The organism is Leptolyngbya sp. 7M, from assembly GCF_018128485.1.
The window spans coordinates 4,812,857-4,830,398 of the sequence record NZ_CP070897.1 but is presented as its reverse complement, the minus strand read 5'-3'; the positions used below and the strand labels follow the sequence as shown (position 1 = coordinate 4,830,398).

Annotated in this window: 14 protein-coding genes, 1 riboswitch and 1 other annotated feature; of the genes, 5 read left to right on the top strand and 9 right to left on the bottom strand. The window is 49.5% G+C overall.

The window, feature by feature from the left end:
• Positions 1-31: 31 nt before the first annotated feature.
• The 5 genes from JVX88_RS24915 to JVX88_RS24895 all read right to left on the bottom strand — a co-directional run bounded on the left by JVX88_RS24915 (position 32) and on the right by JVX88_RS24895 (position 7,171).
• Positions 32-514, bottom strand: coding sequence for a hypothetical protein (locus JVX88_RS24915; RefSeq protein ID WP_211621251.1), 483 nt, complete (start codon positions 512-514; stop codon positions 32-34).
• Positions 509-2,375 (top strand) — a sequence feature (23S ribosomal RNA rRNA prediction is too short). (Overlaps the previous gene by 6 nt.)
• Positions 2,376-2,430: 55 nt before the next feature.
• Positions 2,431-3,168 (bottom strand): AMIN domain-containing protein, encoded by a 738-nt coding sequence (locus tag JVX88_RS24910; RefSeq protein WP_211621249.1) that lies wholly within the window; start codon positions 3,166-3,168, stop codon positions 2,431-2,433.
• Between the two features lie 109 nt (positions 3,169-3,277).
• Complete coding sequence (locus tag JVX88_RS42280) at positions 3,278-4,585, bottom strand: helix-turn-helix domain-containing protein (RefSeq protein WP_211621248.1); 1,308 nt, start codon at positions 4,583-4,585, stop codon at positions 3,278-3,280.
• A 352-nt stretch (positions 4,586-4,937) separates the two neighbouring features.
• Complete coding sequence (locus JVX88_RS24900; RefSeq protein ID WP_211621246.1) at positions 4,938-5,597, bottom strand: peptidoglycan-binding protein; 660 nt, start codon at positions 5,595-5,597, stop codon at positions 4,938-4,940.
• 533 nt (positions 5,598-6,130) lie between these two features.
• A complete protein-coding gene (locus tag JVX88_RS24895) occupies positions 6,131-7,171 on the bottom strand; it encodes a class I tRNA ligase family protein (protein WP_317134436.1) in 1,041 nt (346 codons plus the stop codon).
• A 137-nt stretch (positions 7,172-7,308) separates the two neighbouring features.
• Here JVX88_RS24895 and JVX88_RS24890 point away from each other — a divergent pair, with 137 nt between their 5' ends.
• Complete coding sequence (locus tag JVX88_RS24890) at positions 7,309-7,569, top strand: hypothetical protein (protein WP_211621244.1); 261 nt, start codon at positions 7,309-7,311, stop codon at positions 7,567-7,569.
• A gap of 69 nt (positions 7,570-7,638) precedes the next feature.
• Here the strand turns inward: JVX88_RS24890 and JVX88_RS24885 are convergent, their stop codons facing one another.
• Complete coding sequence (locus JVX88_RS24885; RefSeq protein WP_225931715.1) at positions 7,639-7,998, bottom strand: sugar nucleotide-binding protein; 360 nt, start codon at positions 7,996-7,998, stop codon at positions 7,639-7,641.
• Positions 7,999-8,198: 200 nt separating this feature from the next.
• Between JVX88_RS24885 and JVX88_RS24880 the strand changes: the two genes are divergently transcribed.
• Complete coding sequence (locus tag JVX88_RS24880) at positions 8,199-9,581, top strand: oligosaccharide flippase family protein (RefSeq protein WP_211621242.1); 1,383 nt, start codon at positions 8,199-8,201, stop codon at positions 9,579-9,581.
• A 221-nt stretch (positions 9,582-9,802) separates the two neighbouring features.
• Here the strand turns inward: JVX88_RS24880 and JVX88_RS24875 are convergent, their stop codons facing one another.
• The gene (locus tag JVX88_RS24875; RefSeq protein ID WP_211621240.1) at positions 9,803-10,717 is read right to left on the bottom strand and encodes a DUF2382 domain-containing protein; all 915 of its coding nucleotides are present in this window, start codon (positions 10,715-10,717) and stop codon (positions 9,803-9,805) included.
• A gap of 454 nt (positions 10,718-11,171) precedes the next feature.
• On the opposite strand from JVX88_RS24875, the gene JVX88_RS24870 reads away from it, so the two are divergent.
• Positions 11,172-11,777: an S-layer homology domain-containing protein gene (locus JVX88_RS24870; RefSeq protein WP_211621239.1), complete on the top strand. Its 606-nt coding sequence runs from the start codon at positions 11,172-11,174 to the stop codon at positions 11,775-11,777.
• On the opposite strand, the gene JVX88_RS24865 is transcribed toward JVX88_RS24870, so the two are convergent.
• Together JVX88_RS24865 and JVX88_RS43285 are read right to left on the bottom strand one after the other, a co-directional pair.
• The gene (locus JVX88_RS24865) at positions 11,679-12,410 is read right to left on the bottom strand and encodes a calcium-binding protein (RefSeq protein WP_211621237.1); all 732 of its coding nucleotides are present in this window, start codon (positions 12,408-12,410) and stop codon (positions 11,679-11,681) included. The two genes, JVX88_RS24870 and JVX88_RS24865, sit on opposite strands and share 99 nt — an antisense overlap.
• A 354-nt stretch (positions 12,411-12,764) precedes the next feature.
• Entirely contained in the window at positions 12,765-13,646 is an 882-nt protein-coding gene (locus tag JVX88_RS43285; RefSeq protein WP_317134435.1) for a hypothetical protein, read from the bottom strand.
• 171 nt (positions 13,647-13,817) lie between these two features.
• Positions 13,818-14,017, top strand: a riboswitch (cobalamin riboswitch).
• 371 nt (positions 14,018-14,388) lie between these two features.
• Between JVX88_RS43285 and JVX88_RS24850 the strand changes: the two genes are divergently transcribed.
• Positions 14,389-14,844: a hypothetical protein gene (locus tag JVX88_RS24850; RefSeq protein ID WP_211621233.1), complete on the top strand. Its 456-nt coding sequence runs from the start codon at positions 14,389-14,391 to the stop codon at positions 14,842-14,844.
• A gap of 363 nt (positions 14,845-15,207) precedes the next feature.
• On the top strand, positions 15,208-17,490 hold the full coding sequence (locus JVX88_RS24845) for a phosphoenolpyruvate carboxylase (RefSeq protein WP_317134434.1): 2,283 nt from the start codon (positions 15,208-15,210) through the stop codon (positions 17,488-17,490).
• Positions 17,491-17,542 lie beyond the last annotated feature (52 nt).

Here is a 17,542-nt window from a genome sequence, read left to right as displayed (position 1 = left end):
ACCAACGCGAGCAGAACTAAGGCTCCCTCCATTATTGATTGTTCGAAAGCGAAGCTAATTGTGTTCTCTTCAAATACTTCACAAATCTCAAAAGTCCAGTGTATCGAAGCAATAATCTACTACCGAGTTGCCATCCTAGATCTGAGTAAATTTCACTTAAGTACTTATAGATTCTAATATTACGCTTCAGATCGATTGCAGTAGGTGAAGCCACTATGGTCTCAATCCATTGCCATTTGATTTTGTCAAACGCCTGGTGTATTTCTTTGAACGAGAAGGAGAAGCCAGAATGATCTAGAATGTATTTCTTCACGAGAAAATCTTCTTCAAAGTCAATTCCTCGTCTTCCCGCTCTCTGTCTAACAGTATTAGCATGAGTCCGAAAATGATTCAAAGGCTCAGACACATAGGCAATGTCTGAAATCATCATCATTTTACTCCACAGCATCCAATCTGCTGACAGAAACATTGTCGCATCAAATTTTCCGGCGCGAATGAAGACGTCACGGCGCATCAACGCACAACTGGCGTTAGGGACTGTACACCAAAGGAACAAATATTTTAATTCATTTTTACCTTGGTCTACAAAATCAGATGACCATCGTCCAGCTTCCTGATTAGCTTTTCGTGGCGAGCGAAAGTGGAGGAGCCTAAACCGTTCTTGAAAAAGGGCGGGGTTGTAGGACTTCCGGGATCGAATTGAAGGCGAGCCGAACATGTTGGGAAACGTGGTCAGAGAGGGTGAGAACCCCGTAGGCGAAGCTGGAGAGGAGAGGGAAGGATCCTGAGTACCGCGGGGCACGCTAACCCTGTGGGAAGCTGGGAGGACCACCTTCCAAGGCTAAATACACTTGACGACCGATAGTGAAGAAGTACGGTGACGGAAAGGTGAAAAGAACCCCGGCGAGGGGAGTGAAAGAGAATCTGAAACCGTGTGCTTACAACCGGTCAGAGGGGCGAAAAGCCCTGATGGCGTGCCTTTTGGAGCATGAGCCGGCGAGTCAATAGCAGTGGCAAGCCTAAGGGAGAGACACCCGGAGGCGAAGCGAAAGCGAGTCTGAAGAGGGCGAGGAGTGGCTGTTATTGGACACGAAACCAGGCGAGCTAACCATGAGCAGGATGAAAGGCCGGTGACACGGCTGGGAGGTCCGAACTCACGTGTATTGCAAAACACGGGGATGACTTGTGGTTAGGGGTGAAATGCCAAACGAGCTTGGAGATAGCTTGTTCTCTCCGAAATAACTTTAGGGTTAGCGTCCTGCGGAAAAACTCTGGGAGGTAGAGCACTGATTGGGCTAGGGGCCAGTGAGGTTACCGAACCCAGTCAAACTCCGAATGCCGAGAGGGGAGCAGGGCAGTCGGGCCGTGGGAGATGAGTTTCACGGTCGAGAGGGGAAGAACCCAGACCCGCGACTAAGGTTCTGAAGTCTGCGCTGAGTGGGAAACGATGTGGTCATGTCGAGACAGCCAGGAGGTTGGCTTAGAAGCAGCCACCCTTGAAAGAGTGCGTAACAGCTCACTGGTCGAACGTGACTGCGCGGAAAATGGAACGGAGCTGAAGCGCAGCACCGAAGTCGGGGATAAGCCGAAAGGCTTATGGTAGGAGAGCGTCCCCACAGCGGCGAAGGCAGGTCGGCGAGATCTGTTGGAGTGGTGGGGAGTGAGAATGCCGGCATGAGTAGCGAAAGCAGGGTGAGAACCCCTGCCGCCGAACGTCTAAGGGTTCCGACGGAAGGTCAGTCCGCGTCGGGTAAGTCGGGCCTAAGCAGCAGCCGGGAGGCGAATGCGATGGACAACCGGTCAAGATTCCGGTACCGATGAATGGAGCGACGCTGCGCGCTGCGGGAAGGTTCAGCCTCCGGATGGAAGAGGAGGTGGCAAGCGGTTAACGGCCGTGATGCCGGGGAGGAATCCTGGAAGTGAACTGGACCTGGAGCCAAGAAAAGGCAGCGAAGCGGAGAAGTTTATCGCCCGTACCCCAAACCGACACAGGTAGACGAGATGAGAAATCACAGGCGAGCGAGAGAAACCTCGTTAAGGAACTCGGCAAAAAGGTCCCGTACCTTCGGAAGAAGGGACGCTGGGTAAAACCAGCCGCAGAGAAGTGGCCCTACCGACTGTTTACCAAAAACACAGGTCTGTGCAAACGCGAAAGCGGACGTATACGGGCTGACGCCTGCCCAGTGCCGGAAGGTTAAGAGGAGAGGTGCAAGCCTTGAATTGAAGCCCCGGTGAACGGCGGCCGTAACTATAACGGTCCTAAGGTAGCGAAATTCCTTGTCGGGTAAGTTCCGACCCGCACGAAAGGCGTAACGAGTGGAGCACTGTCTCAACGAGGTACTCGGCGAAATTGAAGTACGTGTGAAGATGCGCGTTACCCGCAGTTGGACAAAAAGACCCCGTGGAGCTTTACTGTAGCCTGTCATTGCGTTAGGGCTTGTTCTGTGTAGGATAGCTGGGAGGCGGAGAAGGTTCTTCAAACAGTTGCCGTGGCACCACCTGCACCGAAGCCGGAGTATCGAGCAAAGGGGTCTCAAGGCGGGTAACGCTGGCACTCGGCACCCGGTAGCCGGTATCAATGACATCCCCTGTCACCTGAATTCGAATGGCGTTATCAGCCTCAACCTCAGCACTGGCCAGTCCGGGGGTAACGGTGAAGGCCACACCTGCAGCCCCAGGTGATGAGGTGACAACGGGGGGAGCTTCGGTACCGGTAATCGCTAGTCGGACGCTCCCATTGGGCAATGGTGTTATCTGTACCAGGGTAATACCGGCTCCTGGATTGAACTGCTCGGCGGCAGCATCGTTTGCCAAATCCAGAATGGCGTTTGCAAATTCGATAATTTGCGCGTTGCCCTCAATGCGAGAGGAGCGGGGTTCTAGGGGGCGGTCAGCCACCAACTCAACCTTAAGCCCATCGGGAGTCTCGCGCACCTGTACATCAGTAATTACCGCTGTTTCCACCGTCTCAATCTGAGCCATCCACTCTGCAACCGTGGTTACTGGAGACCCAATCGCATCTAGAGACAGCTCATCACTACCAATCGCATCCTCATTTCCTAAAGTCGGAGTTGCCCAGCCTAGTCCCAAGCCCAGAGACACAAAACTCGCTGTCCCCACCGTTAGGGCTTTTGCCAGCCAAGTCGATTGTTGTGGTTGTCCCATCATCTCCACGCACCTGTTCACATACTTGAACATAGCGAAGCTATGCGCTCATGCAGCTTCATCTGCTCAAACAAGAACTATTATCAAGAACATAGGGTGAGAATACGGGATTTCAGCGATCGCAATTTGCGGTATCTGGATCTTTTTTTGCGGCATCCGGATTTTTTAAACGGCGCAAGCTGCTACGGTAATATCGCGGCGTCATGCCAAACTGTTGCTTAAACATATGGCAAAAGTGGCTTTGACTGGCATAGCCTATTGCCTGAGCCACCCCGGCAATACTGAACGTCGGCTCTGCTAAAAGCTGCTTAGCCAGCTCCATACGATGAGTTTGTAAATAGCCAAACCCCGTTGTGCCAAACACCTGGCGAAATCCCTGCTTCAGCTTGTGGTCGTTCAGCCCCACAAGTCGAGCCAGTTCTACCAGTGACGGCGGATTCGTCAACCGCTGGAGCAAAATATCACTGGCGTAGTGAATGCGATCAATATCTTCGGAATGCAAGCCTGATGACGCCAAATCGGCTGGCTGTGTCTGACACACCGGGTCTAGCCGCAGCGCGATTAGTTCTATGACCTTGCTTTCCCAAAATAGCCAGTGGGTTAGTCCTTGATACGGGCAATGCAAAATCTGGTGGATGGCAGATTGCATGGCTGAGGTCGTGGGTTGCACATGCCAGAACTGATCCTGAATAGGTTGGGAATTTTGAAGGAGCCGTCTTAGCAGTGGCGGTAACACATCAAGCTGCTCACCCACAAGCGTTTCAAATAGAGCAGGATCAATGTGAATGTCGACCTTTAGGACTCGCTCACCCGCTTGCCAGTGGAACTGCCCACCACGCGAGTTTTGCCAATCAGCCAAGAAAAAGTTGTGATGAGGCTGCAAGTTCTCATGGCGATTATGACCTGAGAGCATAAAGCTTACCTCTAAATACCGATAAGGATCGCAGGGTTCATCTGCGCCTGTGTCCACAATCAAGTCCTCCTGAAGCGTGTAGTCCTCGATTAAGACATTCAGTCCTGCACGTAAATTCACTTCTTGCCGATAACCGCATTTTTTTCCAGAGGCGTCTATCAAAAGAATCTTCCAGGGTTGGCGAAGTGAATGTATCTGGTCAGCTTGAGGGTACCGACTCAAGGCTTCTGGGACAGAGAGGAATATGTGTAGTCCCGCGATCCACTCCTGCTCACTCATCCCAGCAGACAACGGAGGCACAAATTCTGGCAAATACTGCTGCCAAAAATGTCGAATCCGCTCTTTGCCACCTGTAACAGCTAACAGCTCGCCATAGCATTCCGGCGTCCAGTCCCAATCGAGGCCAGCAGCGGCAAATGCCTGGTTAAAGGCAACTCGATGACCATCTCGCTCGGTCTCTGCCAAGGTGCCATCCACATCAAAAATTAGAGCTTGCAGTTGAAACATAAAATTGCTTGTGGTACAATTGTACTGGTTAACAACTCCTCAACTCCTCCAGGGTACCCTGATTTATTCACCTGACAGATCGATCGTTTTCTTAAGGCTTTGATTAGATTTGTTAATAACGAAAAATAGTTGCCAAAAATAGTTGCCGTTTCCGCTGTCGTTTTCAGCGAATTGGTTTATAAAATAAGGCGGCGTTGTATTAAAGCGACGGATGAGATCGGGATGGCCGTCCCTCTCTCCAGCGCTAGTCTTTTGATTTGACTACCGCTGGTACCGTAACTTAACAACGCCGCCCTTCACCAAGAGCCTTTAGTTGTCTCCGCTATTGGCTCATTGCACAAGCCTGGGATGATTAGGCACCTGCGCCAGCCAGTCCCAGGCTATCTAATGTTTGACCGCCCGCAATTCCGTCAACCAATAGACCGTTCGCCTCTTGATAGTCCTTCACAGCTGCTTTGGTTTGATAGCCAAACAGACCATCCACCGGCCCCGGATCAAAGCCGTTATCTAAGAGCGCCTGTTGCAGCAGAGCCACAATTTCACCCGAAGAGCCTAGCTTCAACAGGTTAGGGTCAGTCACTGGATGAAACGCAATCTCGTGGTAATCGTTGTCTTTGTGGTAGCCGTTGTCAGCGTGCTTGTCGTAATGCTTGTCGTAGGAATAGTCGTGGGAATAGTCCTGGCTGTAGTAGTGGGGGTAATGGTGGCTAGGCTTGGAATGATACTGCGGATAGTAACAGCAACTTGGACGATAGTAGACCGGACGATAAACGACCGGTTGATAATAAACCGGACGACAGCAGCCGTGATAGCCATAGGAGCCATAGGAGCCATAGGCAGAAGCTGGAGAAGCCGCCAGCACACCACCAGCTAGAACCGTACTTGTAATTCCAAGCACACTAGCCGCTGTTTTTCCAGATAACTTCAGGCTTTCACCAGGGTTCACTTCCAAGTCTGATAACTCAGAAGCTTCGTAATTTTGAGCCAGTTGAAAATAAGCAACTGTTTCCATAAAATTCTTCTCCTCAAACTGTGAGAGAGGTTGATTTAATCGACTGAATCGATTGAGTTAGAGCCAACTCTTGAAATCAAAAATTAACCCTTAGCCCTCATTTTTACATCGATACAGAGAAAATAATAACCCCCTCACATTAAGCGCGAGGTGTTTTTCAGCTGTTCAACACTGATCTGAAGCTGTTTGATAAGTTACATGATCACTAAAGGTAGAGCTTTTAAAATATTCTCTCGCTAGAGAACTCTAGATATGGAATTTCAAAAATTAATAATTTAGCAGCACTTGAATTTTGTATATCAACGTTCTTACATAAGTATTTTGAGTAATCTATGCAAGAAAACTTCAAGTATTAAAAATTACTTAAGACTCGAAAATTTCCACAGCGAAAGGTGAGAGCACCCTCTATGCAGAGCGCTCTCACCACTACGCATTTCTCAATTCGAAGCCTCAATCCAACTTACATAGGAAAGCTGTTCTTACTCTGCTAACTCCTCGAACAATCTCTGATCATGTTTGCTGCTTTTTTCACATCAACCTGCAATAGTTAGCTGCTTAATCAACCTGGAAGGGTGACCTGTCTCCAATCGCTGCACCACGTTCTTGCGGGCTTTGAACCGATCCTGGCCGGCAAACTCGCCAGCATTTTCGTTCAGGGTGCCGTCTTTGTTCATGATGTTGATCATGGGCAGATTGTGGCGTTTGCCCATCTCGAAGTCGTTTGGATCATGCGCTGGCGTAACTTTGACGCAGCCGGTGCCAAAGGAGGCATCGACATATTCATCGGCAATAATCGGAATTTCCCGATTCATGATTGGCAACAGTACCGTTTTACCCACAATGGCTTTGTAGCGTTCGTCGTCCGGATTCACCGCCACTGCCGTATCCCCCAGCATCGTTTCCGGTCGAGTTGTTGCCACTTCTACATAGCCGGAGCCATCGGTAAGCGGGTAGCGGAAATGCCAGAGATGCCCGTTGACTTCCTGATTTTCCACCTCCAGATCCGATACCGCTGACTGACTGGCCGGACACCAGTTGACCATGTATTTGCCGCGATAAATCAATCCCTCGTCGTAAAGCTGCTTGAAGGCAGTTAGCACGGCTCGCGACAAGCCTTCATCCATCGTGAATCGCTCCCGCGACCAGTCTACCGAGACACCCAGCTTACGCAACTGCCCCACAATCGTGCCGCCCGATTCCTCTTTCCATTCCCAGGCGCGCTTCAGAAAGGCGTCCCGTCCTACGTCATAGCGAGTTTTCCCCTGCTGGCGCAGCTCCTTTTCTAGCAGAGTCTGCACGGCGATACTGGCATGGTCGGTACCGGGGAGCCAGAGCGTATTGCGCCCCAACATGCGGTGATAGCGCACCAGCGTATCGATTAAGGCATTTTCAAAGGCATGGCCCATGTGCAGGCTACCCGTGACGTTGGGTGGCGGAATCACGATGCAGTAAGGGTCGCCTTCGCGGTTGGGATCCGCCTTGAAGACCTGTTTGTCCTCCCAAAAGTGTTGCCATTTGGCTTCGGTCACTGCGGGATCGTACTGGCTGGCGAGGGTGGGAATCGCTGCGGTCATGGGTTGATTGGGTAACGAGAACGCTTCTTAGTATCTTAGTAGTTTATTAAAAAAAGCTTTTACTTGACGCGGGCAGCAATAATCTGGTCCATAGTGGGAACCCTAAAGCTTATTGTTCATTGGGGCAGCCATTTTATATGGATCACCACCAGCGGGAACTCCGTCATGCTGCGGCTCAGGCCTTCATTGCCTCTCTGGATCAGCTTGCGGATTGCTTAGAAGACCCCACAGCACCAGCATCCAACCAAACCCTGAACCAAGAGCAGCCTGCATCAACTGTGGTTAACGCTGTAGCAACCGAAACCTCTAGTTTGCAAGCGTTAGAAGCGGCGGCGGCGGATATCGAAGCCTTTATGCAGGCAAACGCCACTCCTAGGCGCAGCCTTCTCGCCGAGTAGCAGATTGGGTGAAAGCTCCAGAGCACTTGAGTGTATTTTTTCGATTAGTTCGCACTTCAGTTGCGGACCTCACAGCTCAGCTTGTAGGGCCAGGATCGCGTCTTTAAAACCCTTAGGCTGGTATCCCAAACTATAGGCTAGTTCACTATTGAGTGAGGCATCGGGCGGTCTGGGAGCTGCCATTTGAACATCGGCCTGTCGGCAAGGGTTGAGCTGATCGATCGGGAGCTGCAACACCTCAGCCAGGACATAGCCTAACTGATAACGCGACAGTCGTTCGATGCCCCCCAGATGAATAATTCTCTTGCCGTTAGCCAAGGCTAGAAAAATTCCCTGAGCTGCATCCATACCGCTGACTGGATTGCGAATTTCGTCGGTGAATAAATTAAGTGATTGTCCGGCTCGCAGCGTTTTGATCCAGGGTTGGATGAAACTACTAGCCGTGGGAGCAGCGCCAATTAGTTCACTGTCTGCTCAGGCTCCTCCTGTAAAGAGTCATGATTGGAGTGAGGATGGCATATCTGCTGTTAGATCGTGGGGATGCTTCTGTATGGATGCATTTCTCGTTCAGGTGACCTCATCGTTGTTTGAGTTCCTGCTCATTGCTTTGTTGTTTCTGTCTGGGAGTCATGGCCTCATCTACTGAAAACTCTTCTGTCAAACAGCTGGCTATTCGTGGTGCACTCTGGACAATTGTTGGCTTTGGTGCTGGCAATATTGTCCGTTTTATCAGTAACCTGATCCTGACTCGTCTGTTGGCACCGGATCTGTTTGGCCTGATGGCGCTAGTCTATGCCTTCATCACCGGCTTGCACATGTTCTCGGATGTGGGTATTGGTGTCAGCATTATTCAAAATAAGCGAGGTGATGAGCGGGAATTTCTGAACACAGCCTGGACGATCCAGGTGATTCGCGGTGTTTTAATCTGGGTTGGCTGTTTTTTCCTGGCTCACTTAGTTGCTTTCGTCTATAAGGATCCACGCTTCCTGTGGCTGCTGCCCGTGGTAGGGCTAAATACGGTGATTACTGGTTTCACCTTCACGGCCATCTTCAGCTTAAACCGCCATCTCTCCATTAAAGAAGTTGCGCTATTTGAACTCTCAGGACAAATCGTCGGCATTGTTGTCATGATTACCTGGGCCTTTTTCCACCGTTCAGTTTGGGCACTGGTGGCTGGGGGGATTGCATCTAGCATCTATCAAGTATGGATGAGCTTCCGCCTCAGCAAGGGGAAACCGAATCGCTTTGCCTGGGATAAATCTGCGGCCCGTGAACTGATCTCCTTTGGAGCCTGGATCTTTTTAACCACCGCCATTACCTTTTTGGGTGAGCAAGCCGATCGGTTAATTTTGGGTAAAGTCCTGATCCAGGATCTGGGTGAAACGGCTGGGCTAACGCTGCTGGGGGTTTATGGAATTGCCCTCACCTTTGCTGAACTACCTCGTGCAGTGACCAGTGCTCTCAACGGCAAGGTAATGATGCCTGCGTTCTCCAAAATCATCGATCAGCCTCGGTCTGAGGTACGGACCAAAGTAGGGCGCAAACGCAAGTATATTCTAATCTTGATGGCGCTGGTTGTGGCTCTAATGGTCTGCCTAGGCGATGGCATCATCAAAACGCTGTATGATAGCCGCTACAGTCAAGCTGCTTGGATGTTGCCAATTCTAGTTCTAGGATTGTGGCCCCGTTTAATGTGTAATACCAATGAAGCGCTCCTATTCGCCATTGGTAGACCTCAATACACAGCTGGAGCCAATTTCACCCGATTTGTTTGTACATCCGTTGGGATTTATGTGGGATACACCCTGTTCGGAATGCCGGGAGCGGTTGTAGGAGTGGCGCTCAATGACCTTTTCTACCATCTGGTGATCAACTGGGGACTGTGGCGTGAAGGATTAGGCAATATCAAGCAAGACATTTTAGCTAGCGGAATTTTGTTTGCTGTCTTAGCAATCTTGCTGAGTATCCGTCAGGCTCTGGGTTTTGGCCTGCCTATCGACACCATGTTCTAAACAATTCTAAGCTGCTGGATTTGGATCACTGGACATAACTGCTAACCCGTCTACAATAAAACATGATCTTCAGCTCAATGTTGCTTATTGTTACGGGTACTGCTTGAATCAAGATCAACTCTGATCTGCACTACACGTGTTCTATTAACAAATCCTACTGGCAAAGCTGTATTTGAGAAGCATAGTTTGAAGCATGGTTTTCAGTTTCTGACTCCGGTTGACTAGCGCGATGGTTTAGCATGAGAATTACTTTTGTTCTTCCAGATGCAGGAATTGCTGGCGGTATTCGCGTTGTGGCAACGATCTACAGCTGAGCGGCCTTCTGTGTCCAAATCGAGTTCCTCTCGGCGTACCGTTTCATCAGCTTCAACCATATCCTGCTCCACCACTTTCTTGACCCGAACTTCCTCACGCACAAATGCCTCTTTCCGCACCTCAGGAGTTTCCTCGTAGACTTCCATCCGAGCAACTTCCCCCTCCTGGAAGGCATCGGCTGCATTAGACACCGCGCCAGATGTTGGAGTAGTCCGCTCAATCACGACGCGCTCTTTTTCAATTGGGACCGCGACACGAGCTGTTTCGGTTTCGACATGTTTGCCGGCAGAGATCTCCCCAGTCTTCTGGCGCTGCTTGTTGGCAACCAGGCGTTCCTCATAGAGTTTGAGCGACTGGTGATTCTGCTCATTCAAATGATAGAGACCTGGATCGCGGTCATAGCTGTAGGTATTGCGGTCGTAGGCTGTCGTGCTTGGCGCAGTTGCCGTGTTCATCACGTTCGGACGATAGGTACCTCTGACCTGTTCCTCATAGTCGTAATCAACCTTATCCAATTCATCGAAATTCGGCAGATCTTGGACTTGCTGCTTCGTCAAACCCTTGACATTAATGCGGCGATCGCTGTAGCTAATGTTTGCCAAACCGATGGGTAGCAGCACCTTCTTGCCGAAGATCCAAAAGCCTGTATCTACTACCAGATAGCGAATTCGCCCAGTCTGATCATCAACCAGAATATCGTCAATTGAACCGACCTTTTCGTCAGCTTGTGTGTAAACATCAAAACCTTTTATGTCCGACCGACCATCCGTGTCAGCGTCGCGGTGCTCAGGATAAAAATCGGCTAGCTTTACTAGAGGCATATCTCATTATTCCTTGCAATTCATCATTGTTTCCCATAGTAAGGAGCGGCTAAGCTAGAACATCTTACTATCGGATGAAATGTCAGAAACGGAGCAAATCCAATCAAGCGTGCAGCTATGGCAATCATCTGTAGAAAATTAAACATGAGGATGTATTGGGGTAAATCAGATTAGCTCAGGCTATTGAACAAATCAGCAATTAAATCTTTGTCAAGAGAACTTTGACAATCAAGCTTTGACAATCAAACCTTCACTCAAACCTTCACTAGGTGATACAAGTTTATTAATAGAAGTCCTCGTATAGAACAATACATTTTAATGCATTAAATTAATTGCTCAATACACTGAATGGTTATACTTCTCCTCCATTAGATAGAGAAAGCAAAAGCATGTAGTCATTAAACTGAGGTGGAAGTAAATATATAGGCATGGCGTAAAGAATTGGAGAAGTACAGTGTTTAGGCTTTTTGATCGTGCATTGACCAGTAAAGCTCTATTAATTCCAGGTTTAATCGCTGGATCGGTAGCTGGAGCCGCTACAATTCTACCTCTCTGCGACCGCGTTCTTGCTGCTCCGGATCAAGCTGCCCCTAGTCAAAATCAGACAGCTCCCTTTCCAGATATTCAAAACCATTGGGCGCAGCCCTTTATCGAAACTTTGGCCGCACAGGATATTATTGCCGGTTATCTAGATGGCACCTTCCGACCAGAAAATCCGGTAGCACGAGATGAGTTTGCAGCAATGGTTCGACAGTCCTTTAATCAAGAGTCAGAACGACAACTGGAAAGCGGTAGTGTCTACGAGGATGTACCAACCGATTACTGGGCAGCCCCAGCCATTGAAGAAGCTGCCGAAATGGGGTTTATGCAGGGTTATCCGGACGGTACGTTTCGGCCTGATGATTCTATTTCCAGAGTCGAAGCTATTTCCACTTTAGCGAGCAATTTGAATTTAGCAGCTTCAGTTCCCAGTAGGGCCGAGGCCACTCAAGCCCCAGCCAACACGCCCCAAGCCACTACTGTCATTGCCACCGCCGCCAAACAAAGCATCATTGCCTGACCCCCCGTTCAGGATGTCGTTCTGGTTGCCACCAAACAGGTTGTCGTTGCCTGAATCACCTCTAGCATCTATCTGAGGCATAGGGTTATTGCTAACACTCAGTAAGTCATCGCCTGCTCCGCCAGAGAAGTTGATTTTAGACAGTGAGGTTTCGCCAAGTCTGCCAATAAACAGAGTGTCTCTGCCTTCGACACCAGCAATATTAATGGTTTCGACCTCAAAAATGTTCAGTGTGATCGGAACCAGATTGGTGCGGCTGAGGCGTACACTGTCATTTCCAGCACCTTGCTCTAGGGTTAAGGTGTCACCTGCTTTAGCAGAGCCTACGAACTCGACCGTATCACTTCCTGCGCCACCGAGCATCACATCACTGCCATCACCATCGATCCAGAACATGCGGTCGTTGCCATCGCCAGCAAACATGCGGTCGTCTCCGCGATTACCAGCCAAAAAGTCATCACCCTCGCCGCCGATTAAGATATCAATCCCGTCACCCCCGTTGAGGGAATCGTTCCCACCTAAACCACTTAAGGTATCATCGCCTGTCAACCCGTTGATGATATCTCTTTCAGCAACTCCTGAACGATCACCAGTAATATTGTCGTTTAAGTCCGATCCATTAATGAGAGCCATCGTTCGTTCGTCCTTTTTAAAATAAATCAGTGATTTTGTTTGCGTTTGATTGAAAAATTACTTTATTCTTATTCGAAAATAGTCAATTGAATGAATCTTTTGTCTTTACTTCGAATCAAGCTTTTGTTCAACCATGAATCTAATCTAGGATTTAAAGTTGAAGTTGCCAGTAAGCGAAAGTTAGAAAATTACAAATATACTTTAAAGTAGAAAGATATACCACTCTTGGGTACGTTCCAATCTCAAAAAGAAAACTCTGATCCCGCAGATAAATTCTGGCAAGATCAGAGGACATCAAGGAGACACAAACTAAAGTTGTTTAGGAGACGTTCAGATTACATTTTTATAATGCATCTAAACAAAGACGAACTGGTTTCTATTATTGAGATTGAGCGTACCACTGCCAACATCCTGCACAATCGCAATCAGCTCATCGGGTGCAAACAGATTCGGACGCGGCCTGAAAATTCCCACATCTTGAGCAACTGTACCTCGACTGAGTGGACCGCGAGGATCAAGATCCCGAATTACATACTCATTTGGTGCTCCAACCAGTTGAATTATATCCAGACCGGAAACGAAATCTACAATGTGGGCGAAATCGCTGACGCCATCCATGCCTGTCCTGATGTCGTTGCCGCCGTCAAAGTCATTATTGCCATCGTCATAAAAAACTCGCGCCCGACCACCAGCCCGATCGCCTAAGACGAATCGATCTCTTGCTGCACCACCGATCAGAGTATCGATCTCACCACGCCCCGGATTGACAAAGTCGCCCGAATTCACACCTAGCAAAACGTCATTGCCATTGTTGCCGAACAGATTGTCGCTGCCTGCGCCGCCCTCCATCGTATCGCTCTGATTGCCTGCTAGTAGATTATCGTTGCCAAAATCACCAAAGATATTCATCGTGGCCCTACCGTTATCCCGCGCATCCAGGAAGTCGTTGCCAGATCCACCAGAGAAGCGAATCGAAGAAACCCCAGAGCCGATTAAACTACCCACCGTGAGGGTATCATTGCCTTCAACACCGTTAATTTCAAACCGTTCGACGGTATCAACCTTCAGCGTAACCGGGCCCAAGTTGGTGCGTCGGAGAAACACAGTATCGCTAGTCAGATCGTGAGTCAGGGTGAGGATGTCGCCGTTGGGACGATTAGCTGCAAAAGCGCCTGTGAATAGGTGAAACAGGCCCTGACCGGGTATGGCAATGCTGGCAAGCAGGAGGTGCAGCAAGCCGTAGCCCGAGAGTTGAATCTTGATAAAAATTCCCCGTCCCGATGATGCGGCTGATGGGTTAGCCCTAGCGCTGGCAGCTTGGTTTCAAAGTTAGTTCCCAAAGCTGGCTGATATGCCATTCAGTCTCATTAATCTAAGATAGTGGGCTGTTAAGCATTGGGTGTGTTAATCTGCAAATAGCCTATTGGTTCTGGTGGGGAGCAGCCATCAGACGTAAGGGGGAAAGCTCGGTGCAAATCCGACACTGTCCCGCAACTGTAAGCGATGCGAGATGGATGATTTTTGATTAGCTGCATCAGCGCGATCCAAAATCTATTCTCGATTTGAAATCGTAAGTCAGGATGCTCGCCAATAGCGCCAACGCACTTCGGTGTATTGATCTAATGCATTGATTCAATACGTCAAGTGGTTCGTTTCCTGTTGTTTTTCATCTGCGAGGTACGGATGATGGTGAACTTGGCTCTCCTAGAATTAATTAGTTGTAAACGCTCTGATTTAGATCTGCATCAGCTTCCAGTCTCTGTTGATAAGCAGCATAGAATTGTAATTAGAGCATGGTATAGAAATTGAGGCATCTGCTGGACACGTGACTAGAATTAGGGCTTGAGCGTACGGAGAAACTCGCGAAAGAACGTGCGACGTGCGACGTATGTTATGTGCAAAGAACGATACGAGAAACAGGAATTCTCGTTCTTTAGAGATAGAGTGAACGCAGAAAATCTGGCATGGGAGAGCAAGCATGCAATACAGCAATGGTGTCTGGCCTGGGTATGTCAGTCACTGGCAAGGTTCGTTTATTCGACAAAATATTTTAATCATTGGATACATAGCTTGGAATGAATACTTGAATGCTGGACGGGGTATGGTGGTCTGTGAGATCATAGACGCTCTTCATCCAGCTATTGACTGGAGCCTTGATCTGGTAGCGTTTAGACCGGCTTTTATTCCTCGGTGCCGAGCTGCAAACTACTTACGCAGACTGGATCTGGAGGAAGACGTGGTTGATGCTCTGCTGGAGACAATCGAAACCTATGATCCCATGCGAGCAATTGTGGCTCTGGTCAATGGCAATGATGAAGTAGATTGCAGTCTGCTGCAAAATCTGAAGATTTCTCCTGTAGACTGCTGCGAACAAGTGTTGCGTCGCTGGCCAGAGTTTCAACCTGGTTTAATGCCTCCGAGGCGAATAGCGTAAGAACCAACTGAGCGTTAGCCCGGCTGAGTCGATGGTTGAATGGTCTGTTGTAGTGCTAGTTCCCCAGCGGCAAGTCGCTTAGTTTCAGTGGATGAATTTGATCAAAAGTGATCAGATGGTAATGCAGGGTGCAGTGAAGGAAGTTAGAGAACATTCCTATACCGCTTTCAACTCAAGTGATTGGCTTCGTCGATCGGGGTTGCGGTTTGTTACAAACGTCGTATGAATTGAGGTTAAACCATGACTGCTGCAGTTCCCGCAAAACCAAAATATAATTGGAGTAATATTATCGTTCACACTGTACTTCATTTAACGTCATTGCTGGCATTCTTTCCTCAATTTTTTAGCTGGACAGGAGTGGCTGTGGCATTGTTACTCTATTGGATCACAGGAGCACTAGGCGTTACTCTCGGATGGCATCGCCTCGTGGCTCACCGTAGCTTCAAAGTTCCGAAATGGTTAGAGTACATTCTTGTTTTCTGTGGCACCCTATCCTTGCAAAAGGGACCAATCTGGTGGATTGGTTTGCATCGTCATCATCACCTGTACTCCGATCAGCCCACCGATCATCATGACTCTCGTAAAGGCTTCTGGTGGAGTCACACAATTCGCGATAAACAGCGCCGAGTCGCTAAAATCTTGCGTCAACTGGATGCCGCTGAAGAAAGTCTGCGAGCGCTAGGACTTTCATCCTCGTGGGAAACCGAAGATTTGCGCGACCAGCTGATGGACGAGATTCGACTATGGTGGCGGACCGATGAGCTGCACCAGTTTAAGCCCACGGTTTTGGACGAGGTAGACTACGCGCTGCACTATTTCCATGAGGTCTTATTTGACGCCATCCCCCAGCTCTATCAGCGGTTTTGTCGTTCGCTCCACACGACCTTCCCAGGTCTGCGTCCGCCGCAGCACAATTTCTGCAAGTTCGGCTCTTGGGTTGGTGCCGACCGCGATGGTAACCCCTCGGTAACGCCAGAAGTCACTTGGAAAACCGCCTGTTACCAGCGCAATTTGGTTTTGGGCAAGTATATTAACTCGGTGCACAACCTGATCAACTTGTTGAGCATGTCTCTGCACTGGAGTGATGTGCTGCCCGATCTGCTGGAATCGTTGGAGCAAGACCAGGTGCAGATGCCCGATATCTACGAGCAGTTGGCGATCCGCTATCGCCAAGAACCCTACCGCCTGAAGCTGGCTTACATTCAGAGACGGTTAGAAAATACGCGAGATCGCAGCCTCCAGCTCTATAACGGCGACTATCCCCAGTTTGAAGTGCCAGAAATTAATCCCGCTCTGGTCTATCGGTCCGGCAAGGAGTTTTTGGACGAACTGAAGCTGATTCAGCGCAACCTGAAGGAAACTGGCCTACAGAGCCGAGAACTGGAAACACTGATCTGCCAGGTGGAGATCTACGGATTTAATCTAGCCCATCTGGATATTCGCCAGGAAAGCTCTCGCCATTCGGACACACTGGCTGAAATCATTGATTATCTGCAAATTCTACCTAAGCCCTATGATGAACTGCCGGAGGAGCAAAAATGCCGTTGGCTAGCGACCGAACTGCAAACTCGCCGTCCGCTGATTCCGTTTGAGCTGCCCTTCTCGGAAAAAACCTGTGAAACGATTCAGACTTTTCGGATGGTGCGAACCCTGCAGCAGGAATTTGGTGCCGAGATCTGCCAGACCTACATTATCAGCATGAGCCACCATGCCAGCGATTTGCTCGAGGTGTTGTTGCTGGCTAAAGAAGCGGGTTTGTATGATCCAGCCACGGGTTCAGGCACACTTCAGGTTGTCCCCCTGTTTGAGACCGTCGAGGATCTGCAGCGGGCACCAGCGGTGATGCAAGAACTGTTTGAATTGCCTTTCTATCGGGCGCTGCTGGCGGGTGGTTTCTCCGGTGGGCAGGCCGACTCTGAAACTACCGCTTATGGTGCTGACTCGACTCGGAGTACCGTCTCCCTACAAGAGGTCATGCTGGGCTATTCCGATAGCAATAAGGACTCAGGTTTTCTCAGCAGTAACTGGGAGATTCACAAAGCTCAACAGGCGCTGCAAGGCGTGGCCGATCGCTTTGGCATTGCGCTGCGCATCTTCCACGGACGCGGCGGTTCGGTGGGACGCGGCGGCGGTCCTGCCTACGATGCAATCTTGGCTCAACCCGGACGCAGCATCGATGGCCGCATCAAAATTACCGAACAGGGCGAAGTGCTGGCATCTAAATACAACCTGCCAGAGCTGGCGCTCTACAATCTGGAAACCGTCACTACCGCTGTGATTCAAGCTAGCCTGCTGCGCAGTGGCTTTGATGATATCCAACCTTGGCGCGAAATCATGGAGGAACTGGCAGCCCGCTCTCGTGCCCATTACCGCAATCTGATCTATGAACAGCCAGATTTTCTTGACTTTTTTTTGCAGGTGACGCCAATCGAGGAAATTAGTCAGCTACAGATCAGTTTCGGTCTTTCCGCGGATTACAGATTCGATCGTGTTCTGAAGTTCCGAGATCTTCTGGGCGAGGTCAATCGGGTATGTGGGCGCCGCTTCAGCGACAGAACTTTCGGTGGTTATCCAATCTCGCATCATTCAGGCTTGGGTAATTTCACCCAATTCATCAGTTTACAGGAAAATGGATGCTCCGAATAGTCAAAACTTTGTCGGGGATATCCGACCATGTTCGCATTTTCCTGGTTTCGGT